The following is an 8,119-nucleotide window of genomic DNA, read 5'->3' as shown; positions in this document are numbered from 1 at the left end:
CCCATCGAGCGGATGCCCGCCCGCACGAGCTGTCCGGCGGTCAACAGCAGCGGGTCGCGGTGGCACGGGCGTTCGCCGCCGATCCGCGAGTGATCCTGCTCGACGAGCCGTTCTCCGCGCTCGACGCCGAGAGCGCGCCCGCCGTGCGTCGGCTGTTGTCCGAGGAGCTCACGCGCACCGGCACCACCAGCGTGCTCGTGACACACGAGCTCTCGGATGCCTTCCCCTGGGCCGAGTCATGCCTGGTGCTCGATCACGGCCGCGTGGTCGACAGCGGATCGCCGCACGAACTCGCGACGAAGCCGCGGCATCCGTTCGCTGCCCGGCTCGCCGGCTTCTGCGTCGTGCCCGGCACCTGGCGGGACGGCTCACTGCAGGTGGTTGGCACCGCGCTGAGCGGTGTCGCGGATGTCCCGATCGCCGAGGGCTCCCCGGCGTTCGGGATCGTCGCACCGCGCGACGTCGTTGTCTCGAGGAACGCAGGAGCCGTGCGCACAAGCATCCGTTCGGTGTCTGCTCGCGCCGGGACGCTCCGCCTCGAGACCGAGGCCGGTCTCATCGCTGAGCTGTCGCTCGCCGCGGCACTCGCATCGACGGACGGAAGGATGCCTGAGCCGGGCGACCCGGTGTCGGTCACGCCGACCGCGCTCCGAGTGGTGCCAGCGGAGTAGGTCTCAGGCCTCGGGCTCCTCCTGTGCCTCGAGGGTCTCGTTCGGGTCGACGGAGGAGTCGTCGGTCTCGGTCGCCTCCATAGCTTCCTGCTCCTCCTGCTGAGCCTCGGCCGCTACCTCTTGTTCACGGTGCTTCTCGCCGAACATGTTCCACTCCCTTCGATTTCGTCTGCGCTCCCCGATGTCACGGATCAGGTCTTCGGTCATTGCGATCCACCCCAAGTCGCCGTGTGCTCGCTCTTCGATGAAGCGCCGGGTTATGCCGCACTGTTTGCCTTGCTTTCGACGCTATGCCGATCGGCGTCGGCTCGCCAGGCAGCCATTCCGACGTATCTTGGCGATGTGGCCAGTCCAGACCAGAAAGCAACCCCGGGTGCCGGTTCGAAGGTTCGCGTGCGCCGGATCTACGATCCCCCGGAGCCCGACGACGGCAAGCGAGTGCTCGTCGACCGGCTATGGCCGCGTGGCATGAGCAAGGTGCGCGCGGAGCTCTTCGAGTGGTGCATAGACGTCGCGCCGTCGCCGCTGCTGCGTGAGTGGTACGGGCACGACCCGGCCAAGTTAGGCGAGTTCGCCAAGCGGTACCGCGCCGAGCTCGACGACCAGGAGCACGTCGAGGCGCTCGATTCACTCCGCAAGCTCGCGCACGAGGGAACGGTGACCCTGCTCACGGCATCCAAGCGAGACGACATCAGCGAGGCGACCGTACTGCAGCAGGTGCTGACCGGATTCGCGTGAGCTCAGGCGGTCGCGCGCGACCGCACCGAGACGCGGCCGCCGGCCACCCGCACTTCCCACACCGGTTCGGGAACGGAGGCCGGGCCGCGCTCCACGGTGCCGTCGTCCAGCCGGAACTCGCTGCCGTGCCACGGACATTGCACGCATCCATCGACCAGTGTTCCCTCATCGAGCGGACCTCCGGCATGCGTGCACGTTGCGGACAGCGCCCGCACGACCCCGTCCTGCTTGACCAGCATCACGGGAACACCGTCGGCGGTGACGCGCAGTGGCTTGCCCTCCGTCACATCCGTCTCCGCCGCGACATCGGTCCACTTGGCCGCCGCCTCCCGGAACGCAGGGCCCTGGAAGGCGGTGTGGTTGATGCCCACGCCACGCACGAGCGAGAGGTGCCCGCCGAGGTAGGCGGAGACCACCATGAGTCCGGAAGCCGCCAGGCTCAACCCGATTCCGCGCCCCCTGTTGCCACCTCGCCGAGAAAGCCACGAGACGATCTGGAGCGTCAGCGCCACGTCGTTCAGGAGTGCGTGCACGAGGCCGACCCGCTTCGTCGGACCGTGCGTGTCCGCCCAGTCGGATGCCCCGGCGATCGCGGTCGGTATCGCCCCGAGGACTCCCAGCCCGACCATTCGTCTTGCCGCGCGCGCTCCCCGTTCGCCTGCCGTGACATCCAGTAGCATCGCCGCGCTCCAGAAGCCGATCGGCACGTCCGTCAGCATCGGGTGCAACGTGTGCCCGAGCCACGTTCCCGAGAGCAGGTTCTTGATCGCCTTGCGTTTCGTCACCTTGAGCACGAGCCCCGAGAGGGGATCGGCGACCGCGTCGAGCGCGCTGGCCTCCTCGATCGCGCTGGTCAGACGATGAGCGGTTCTGTTCAGTCTTCCCATGGGTTCGGTCTAGCCCAGACCCTCCCGGGGGTCAACGCCTTGGCGGAGTCGATCGGCGATCGGTTCGGTCGGCTCAGTCCGCCGTGGTCACGGAGGCGAGGAAGCGCTCCCGATCGACGATCACCCGGTCGATCTCGCCGGATGCGACGACCTCGCCTTCGTCGTCCACCACGCGCACGGCGAACGTGAGACGTCTCCCCTCCGAGCGTGCGGGCGTCGCCGCCTCGGCCGTCACGCCCGCGTCCAGCGCTGTGGCGCGTCGGTGATCGACCCGGATGCTCGTGCCCACCGTCGTCTGCCCGGCGTCCAGGAGCGAGGCTGCGCTCTGCACCGTCGCAGCCTCGAGCCACGCGATCAGGCGCGGCGTCGCGAGCACGGGCACGTCCCCGCTGCCCATCGCCACCGCGGTGTCTGCTTCGGTCACGACGTGGTGAACGCTCACAGAGTCAGCCATGCTTCGAACGATAGCGCCCGCCGTGAACGGCGAACACGGCCTACCCTTCCGTTATGGCGGAGAACGAAACGCGGGCGGATGACGCGCCCCAGCAGATCGACGACTGGTCCACGCTCACCGCGGGGCGGCGCTACGAACTCCGGAGCGGCGACGACCGCCGGCAGGGCAGGTTCCTGCACCTGATCGGCGACGACATGGCATTGTTCGAGCTGGACGGCTCGGAGGTGTCCGAGCCGTTCGAGCAGTCCGATTGGACGGTCTACCCCGCCTCCTGAACCGCGCTACGCGGTGATGGGAAACCGCCCATGTAAAGGATGCTTGACACGCTTCCGCCACCGCCGTACAGTCGGAGCATGACAAGCGACCTTGACACCGGCGGAGAGTCGTCGATCGAGCTGCGCCGCCGGCGCACCTTCCGGGTACGGATCTGGATAGGCATCGGATGCCTCGTGCTCGCGAACCTCGCCCTTGCGCTGTGGGGTCGCGACAGCGGTCCTTTCCGGTGGGTGCTCGCCGTCCTGCCGCTGCTGCCGATTGTGTGGATCGTGATCGTCATGGTGCTCCGCGCGCGGCAGATGGACGAGTACCAGGTGAAGCTCTTCTTCCCCGGGCTCGCGGTCGGGTTCACGTTGTCGATGGTCACCGCGCTCACGCTCGGCACGCTCAGCTCTGCCGGAATCGCCGTCCCCACGAGCGGGTGGCTCGTCGCCCTCGTCGGGCTCGTGTCGTGGGAGGTCACGAACCTGCTCGTCCGCGCACCCACAGCCTGATGGAGAACCTCATCCGTGCCGAGCGCGAGGGCCGCGGCTGGACGCAGGCGGCGCTTGCCGAGCGCCTGGATGTCTCACGCCAGACGGTCGTCGCGCTCGAAACCGGCAAGTACGATCCGTCACTCCCCCTGGCGTTCCGCATCTCACGGCTCTTCGAGAAGCCGATCGAGGCGCTGTTCACGCCGGCGGACCGCTGAGCAAAGTCGACACGACGATGGGCCCCGGGCACGGATCCGGGGCCCATCTGCTGTGTTCTCGGGCGTGCCCGAGACGTTCTGTTACGGCTGCTCCACGTACGACCGCGCGAACAGCAGATACGCGGATGCCGTCCACGTGTAGGCGCGATCACGCAAGCCTTCGCCGGTGACCGCGTCGAAGTTCTCGGCGAACCCCGACTTCTCGCACAGACGCAGGAAGCGCTCGCGAACCGCGTCCGCCAGCGCGGTCTGCCCGGCCCGGCGGAGGCCGTCTTCGACCAGAACCGTCGACGGCGCCCAGATCGGTCCTCGCCAGTAGCCGTCGGACTCGTAGTCCTGCGAGTCGATCGGTTCGGTGGCGAGCCCCCACTCGGTCAGGTGCGTGCGGATGTCGTCGGCCAGCACGTCCGCCGTCTCCGCTTCCAGCGCCTCGCCGAGCACGATCGGGAGCAGCGTCAGCAGGCTGCGTCGCTTGGCCTCCCGGCCATCGGATGCGGCGACCGCCACGTATCCGTCGCCGCGCCAGAGCGTCGCGAGACCTTCGCGCACCTCCGCTTCCGCGCTCGCCCATGCCGAAGCATCCGTCTCGTTCCCCAGCTCGACCGCGAGGCCACGCAGAACGCCGAGCTGAATAAGAAGGAATGCGGCGAGATCGGGGGACTCGATCACGCGATCACGGTCGAACGTCGTGGCGTTGTCCCACCCGCTGTCGTTGCCGTGCTGGTAGTGGGGCACGGCGTGCCCTGGCACCCGTCGGTGGTCGAGCCAGAATCGGCTCCACGCCGCGAGGCGGCGGTAGATCTCCGGCAGCTGCGGATCCACCAGCGACGCCGGCAGAGCACGGCGGAGCGCGGTGAACGCCCAACCGTGGATCGGCGGTTTCACGTAGTTGTAGAGCGCCTCCGAGTGCGTCACCGAGTCGGGAAGCGCGCCCGCATCGGTCTGGTGGTCGAACGGCAGCATGAACTGGTCGAAGGCGAGCTTCGGCTGCCCATCGGCGAGCGCGAGGGCATTGAAGCAGTGGTCCCAGCTCCACACCTTGTCCATCCAGTGCTTCGACATGAGCACGCCCTCGCGATCGAGGAAGCCCTCCGGTCGCACTGTCGCCGACCACAGCACGTACGCGGCGGCATCTGCGGCAGGCACGTCGTCGCTGCGCCACGGAGCAACGGTGTCGAGGAATGCCTCGAACTCGTCGCGCACCGACTCACGCGCATCGTCGAATGTGGTGCGGGTTCGGTACGGCTCGCGCGCCGTCTCCAGCTCTTCGACGACGAGTTCCCATCCATCCGGTCCGACGGCTTCGACCCAGCGATCCGCGCTGCCGAGCGACTCTGCGCCCACGACCCGCACCTCGCCCGCGATGACGGTGATGCGATAGCGCCGGCCCGTCTCGTAGGAGGTGTAGACAGGCGACCCGTCGATCGGGTCGGCGAACAGGTACATGCCGCTGAACGGCGTGAGCTCGTCCGCCGCCTCCGTGAACCGCATCCCGAGGCCGCGTCCGCGGAAACGGATGACATCCGTCGTCTCGAAGACGGCCTCGACGGCTCCAGCCGGGGACTCCCAGCGCAGGACGGACGGCGTTGTGATGGTCGTGGCATCCGCCTGAGCGCTGGCCGCGGTGGGCACGAGTCGCAGCACGGCGTGCATGCCGGTGGTGTGCGAGACCAGGTGGATGTCGCGTTCCACACGGTGGAGTCCGACGACCGGCGAGAGGTCGAGCCAGGAGCCGCGCCGGCTGAACGGGATGGCTCGCACGTCGAAGTGGTCTTCGTCGTGGAACGCAGCGGGCGCCGGGACTGTGTCGAGCTGGGTCATGGGGCGGTTCAGTCCTTCACTGCGCCGGCGGTGACTCCGGCGGCGACGTAACGTTGGGCCACGATCAGGAGGACCGCGGCGGGAACGGATGCGACGACCGCGGTCGCCATGATCGCGTTCCATTGCTGGTTGTTGTTGCCGATGTACCGGTAGATGCCCATCGTGATCGGCTGCAGCCCGCCACCGCCGTCCACGGTGGAGGCGAAGATGAAGTCGGACCACGCCCAGAGGAACGCGAACAGCGAAACGGTGACGATCGAGTTTCTGCTCACGGGCATCACGACCGACATGAACGTGCGCCAGTGCCCGGCGCCGTCGATCTTCGCGGCCGCGAGCAGCTCGTTGGGGATGCCGCTCATGAATGCGGTGAAGATGAGCACGCCGAAGGGCACGGCGATGGTCGAGTCGGCCAGGATCAGCCCGGGGATGGTGTCGAGCAGCCCGAGGTTGAGGTAGATGACGTAGAAGCCCATGGCCATGACGACGGCCGGGATCATCTGAGCGATGAGCAGCACGAAGCTGAGCGCGCCACCGCCCTTGGGTCGCAGCTTGGCGAGTGAGTACGCGGCCGGCGCGGAAAGCGCCACGGTGAGCACCACGGTTCCCAGGCCGATCACAAGGCTCGCCGCCAGGAATGGGAACTGCTCGGAGAACACCTGCCGGTACCCGTCGAAGGTGGGGTCGATCGGCAGGAGGTTCGGCGGCGACTTGCGCATGTCCTGTGTCTTGGTCAGCGAGACGTTGATCATCCAGTAGACGGGGAACAGCATGAGGGCGGTGAAAACGACGCCGAGTAGGATGCGCCACCACGACTTCTGCACGCTCATGAGAGATCCATTCGCCGCTGCACGCGGATGTAGACGAGCCCGAACACGACGGCGATGACGATGAGCAGATTGCCCACGGCGGCCGCCGGAGAGAAGTCGGGCAGGGTGGAGCCGAAGCCGAGCTGGTAGGCCCAGATCGCGAACGTCGTCGACGAGCTGCCCGGCCCGCCTCGCGTCATGATCCAGATGATGTCGAACACCTTGAGCGTGTACACGAGGCCGAGCAGGATCGTGATCGCCGACACGGGACGAAGCAGCGGGAACGTGATGCGCCAGAACCGCTGCCAGCCATTCGCGCCATCGATCGAGGCGGCCTCGTAGACATCCGCCGGGATGTTCTGGAGACCGCTGTACATGATGACGAGGTTGAACGGGATGCCGATCCAGATGTTCGCGATGAGCACGGCGACGAGCGCCCAGTGCGGCGACGTGAGCCAGTTCACCGAGGGCAGGCCCACGGCGTTCAGGAAGGAGTTGATGACTCCGGAGTCGCTGTTGAGCATCCAGGACCAGGTGGATGCCGACACCAGCAGGGGCAGCAGCCAGGGTACGAGGAACAGCGCGCGCAGCACCCCAGAGAGCCGGAAGCTGCGGTAGAAGAAGACCGCCAAAGCCAGTCCGATGGAGAACTGGAAGACGATCGAGACGAGCGTGAAAACGGCGGTGTTCAGGAGCGCCGGCCCGAAGGTGGGGCTGGTGATCACCGCGACGTAGTTGTTGAACCAGACCCAGGGTGCGCTGCCGTCGACGAACGTGCGCACCGAGTAGTCGCCGCAGGCTCATGTCGAGGTTCCGCAGAAGCGGGAACGCGTAGAAGACGAGCAGGTAGACGACCACCGGTGTGAGGAACGCCCACGCGATCAGCTGCGCGCGCCTCCTCTCCTTCGCCCTGCTCGAGCGGCGGTCGATCTGCTGCCCCCCGCTCGGGCGGAGAGCGACCTTCTCGGCCGCTCCCCGCGCGATCGGGGGTGCAGCTGTCTCGGGTGACATCTGCATCACTGGCATCTCTTGTCTTTCGGGCCCGTCGTCACTTCGTCTTGGACGCCGCCGCGGTCTGCGCGGCCTTCATGGCGTCGCTGGGCGTCTGCGAACCCGACAGGGCGTTCTGCACGGCTCCCCACATCTGCTGCGAGATGATCGGGTAGTTCGTTCCGAGGTTGTCGCCGGTCCTGGCCTTCGCCGTCTGTACGGCATCCACCCACGGCTTGAGGGTCGGGTCAGCGGCCAACTGCTTCTGCTGAACCGTCTTGGTCGCGCCGATGTAGTTCAGGGTGTTGACCGTGTTCACGACGTTCGTCGAGCTGGTGAGGCAGGAGACGATCTTGGCCGACGTCTTGTAGCGCGACGAGTCCTTCTGTACCGGGATCGTGAAGAACTCACCGCCGGTGGGCGCCGGGGCCGCGGAGCCGGCCGTCTTCCCCGGCAGCGGAACCACCTTGTAGCCCGCCTGCGCGGCGCTGGCCTTCTGCCACGTGCCGTTCTCGGAGAAGCCGAAGTCGCCGGTCTGGAACTCCTGCCAGCTCGTCGTCTGCGTGTCGTTGATCACCGAGTTCGGTGCCAGGCCCTGCTTCACCCAATCGGTCCAGAGCTGCAGCGCGGCGACGCCCTGCGATGAGTCGAGCTTCTTCAGATTGGCGCCCGCACCCCAGAACCAGGGCAGGAACTGGAAGGAGCCCTCCTCGGTGCCGATCGCCGAGAACGTGATGCCCTTGTGTCCTGACGCCACGACCTTCTGCAGCGCAGCGGTCAGCGTG

Annotated in this window: 12 protein-coding genes; 5 read left to right on the top strand and 7 right to left on the bottom strand. The window is 67.4% G+C overall.

Annotated elements, in window-relative coordinates; translation table 11 throughout:
* Window positions 1-671, top strand: a 671-nt coding sequence (locus ACTHNC_RS07740; protein ID WP_440294021.1) for an ATP-binding cassette domain-containing protein, incomplete at its 5' end; no start/stop codon positions are given.
* Between the two features lie 3 nt (window positions 672-674).
* Here ACTHNC_RS07740 and ACTHNC_RS07735 read toward each other — a convergent pair.
* Complete coding sequence (locus tag ACTHNC_RS07735; RefSeq protein ID WP_440294020.1) at window positions 675-878, bottom strand: hypothetical protein; 204 nt, start codon at window positions 876-878, stop codon at window positions 675-677.
* Between the two features lie 186 nt (window positions 879-1,064).
* Between ACTHNC_RS07735 and ACTHNC_RS07730 the strand changes: the two genes are divergently transcribed.
* The gene (locus tag ACTHNC_RS07730; RefSeq protein ID WP_440294019.1) at window positions 1,065-1,409 is read left to right on the top strand and encodes a DUF488 domain-containing protein; all 345 of its coding nucleotides are present in this window, start codon (window positions 1,065-1,067) and stop codon (window positions 1,407-1,409) included.
* Between the two features lie 2 nt (window positions 1,410-1,411).
* Here the strand turns inward: ACTHNC_RS07730 and ACTHNC_RS07725 are convergent, their stop codons facing one another.
* On the bottom strand, window positions 1,412-2,296 hold the full coding sequence (locus ACTHNC_RS07725; protein ID WP_440294018.1) for a Rieske 2Fe-2S domain-containing protein: 885 nt from the start codon (window positions 2,294-2,296) through the stop codon (window positions 1,412-1,414).
* A gap of 73 nt (window positions 2,297-2,369) precedes the next feature.
* Window positions 2,370-2,750, bottom strand: a complete 381-nt coding sequence (locus ACTHNC_RS07720) for a thioesterase family protein (protein ID WP_440294017.1) — start codon at window positions 2,748-2,750, stop codon at window positions 2,370-2,372.
* Window positions 2,751-2,803: 53 nt separating this feature from the next.
* Between ACTHNC_RS07720 and ACTHNC_RS07715 the strand changes: the two genes are divergently transcribed.
* From ACTHNC_RS07715 to ACTHNC_RS07705, 3 genes are all read left to right on the top strand, one after another.
* Entirely contained in the window at window positions 2,804-3,025 is a 222-nt protein-coding gene (locus ACTHNC_RS07715; RefSeq protein WP_440294016.1) for a hypothetical protein, read from the top strand.
* 78 nt (window positions 3,026-3,103) lie between these two features.
* Window positions 3,104-3,520: a hypothetical protein gene (locus tag ACTHNC_RS07710; RefSeq protein ID WP_440294015.1), complete on the top strand. Its 417-nt coding sequence runs from the start codon at window positions 3,104-3,106 to the stop codon at window positions 3,518-3,520.
* A complete protein-coding gene (locus ACTHNC_RS07705) occupies window positions 3,520-3,717 on the top strand; it encodes a helix-turn-helix transcriptional regulator (RefSeq protein ID WP_440294014.1) in 198 nt (65 codons plus the stop codon). Before ACTHNC_RS07710 ends, ACTHNC_RS07705 begins: the two co-directional genes overlap by 1 nt.
* An 81-nt stretch (window positions 3,718-3,798) precedes the next feature.
* Here the strand turns inward: ACTHNC_RS07705 and ACTHNC_RS07700 are convergent, their stop codons facing one another.
* From ACTHNC_RS07700 to ACTHNC_RS07685, 4 genes are all read right to left on the bottom strand, one after another.
* Complete coding sequence (locus ACTHNC_RS07700; RefSeq protein ID WP_440294013.1) at window positions 3,799-5,538, bottom strand: amylo-alpha-1,6-glucosidase; 1,740 nt, start codon at window positions 5,536-5,538, stop codon at window positions 3,799-3,801.
* Between the two features lie 8 nt (window positions 5,539-5,546).
* Window positions 5,547-6,365 carry a carbohydrate ABC transporter permease gene (locus ACTHNC_RS07695; protein WP_440294012.1) on the bottom strand — a complete coding sequence of 273 codons (819 nt, stop codon included), beginning with the start codon at window positions 6,363-6,365 and terminating at the stop codon, window positions 5,547-5,549.
* Entirely contained in the window at window positions 6,362-7,126 is a 765-nt protein-coding gene (locus ACTHNC_RS07690) for a carbohydrate ABC transporter permease (RefSeq protein ID WP_440294011.1), read from the bottom strand. Before ACTHNC_RS07690 ends, ACTHNC_RS07695 begins: the two co-directional genes overlap by 4 nt.
* Window positions 7,127-7,392: 266 nt before the next feature.
* A partial coding sequence (locus tag ACTHNC_RS07685) for an extracellular solute-binding protein (RefSeq protein ID WP_440294010.1) occupies window positions 7,393-8,119 on the bottom strand: 727 nt, incomplete at its 5' end.

It is taken from the genome of Humibacter sp. (genome assembly GCF_051954055.1).
GTDB lineage: Bacteria > Actinomycetota > Actinomycetes > Actinomycetales > Microbacteriaceae > Humibacter.
This window is presented reverse-complemented; position numbering and strand designations above follow the sequence as displayed.

What these genes read in the sequence shown, in the direction of transcription:
- ACTHNC_RS07735 (WP_440294020.1), bottom strand. Translation starts at nt 878, where the DNA reads ATGACCGAAGACCTGATCCGTGACATCGGGGAGCGCAGACGAAATCGA.
- ACTHNC_RS07725 (WP_440294018.1), bottom strand. Translation starts at nt 2,296, where the DNA reads ATGGGAAGACTGAACAGAACCGCTCATCGTCTGACCAGCGCGATCGAG.
- ACTHNC_RS07720 (WP_440294017.1), bottom strand. Translation starts at nt 2,750, where the DNA reads ATGGCTGACTCTGTGAGCGTTCACCACGTCGTGACCGAAGCAGACACC.
- ACTHNC_RS07715 (WP_440294016.1), top strand. Translation starts at nt 2,804, where the DNA reads ATGGCGGAGAACGAAACGCGGGCGGATGACGCGCCCCAGCAGATCGAC.
- ACTHNC_RS07710 (WP_440294015.1), top strand. Translation starts at nt 3,104, where the DNA reads ATGACAAGCGACCTTGACACCGGCGGAGAGTCGTCGATCGAGCTGCGC.
- ACTHNC_RS07705 (WP_440294014.1), top strand. Translation starts at nt 3,520, where the DNA reads ATGGAGAACCTCATCCGTGCCGAGCGCGAGGGCCGCGGCTGGACGCAG.
- ACTHNC_RS07700 (WP_440294013.1), bottom strand. Translation starts at nt 5,538, where the DNA reads ATGACCCAGCTCGACACAGTCCCGGCGCCCGCTGCGTTCCACGACGAA.
- ACTHNC_RS07695 (WP_440294012.1), bottom strand. Translation starts at nt 6,365, where the DNA reads ATGAGCGTGCAGAAGTCGTGGTGGCGCATCCTACTCGGCGTCGTTTTC.